Source organism: Niallia sp. MER 6 (genome assembly GCF_023714395.1).
GTDB lineage: Bacteria > Bacillota > Bacilli > Bacillales > Cytobacillaceae > Niallia.
Genome location: NZ_JAMAUK010000155.1, coordinates 1 through 218 on the forward strand (window position 1 = coordinate 1; position 218 = coordinate 218).

The 218-nt window shown below is 40.8% G+C and carries 1 pseudogene; it reads right to left on the reverse strand.

What is annotated here, in order from left to right:
* Positions 1-218, reverse strand: a pseudogene (locus tag M3600_RS29550) (transposase); the annotation flags it as partial.

A 218-nucleotide genomic window follows, 5' to 3' on the forward strand; every position in this document is an offset into this window, starting at 1 on the left:
GCTCTGATTCGGTTACTTTTTCGAGAATATGGCCATAGCCTTTTTTAGAATTTCTACCTCCTGTTTTAACCGAAGGTTTTCTTTCTGAATATCGGCTAACTCTTTTGGTGTCAGCGCCTCTTTTTCTGAACCAATAGGGGTAAAGTCTTTCACCCATTTATAAATCGTTACTTCTGATACGCCATATTCGCTGCTTAATTCTTTAACCGGGCTGCCGG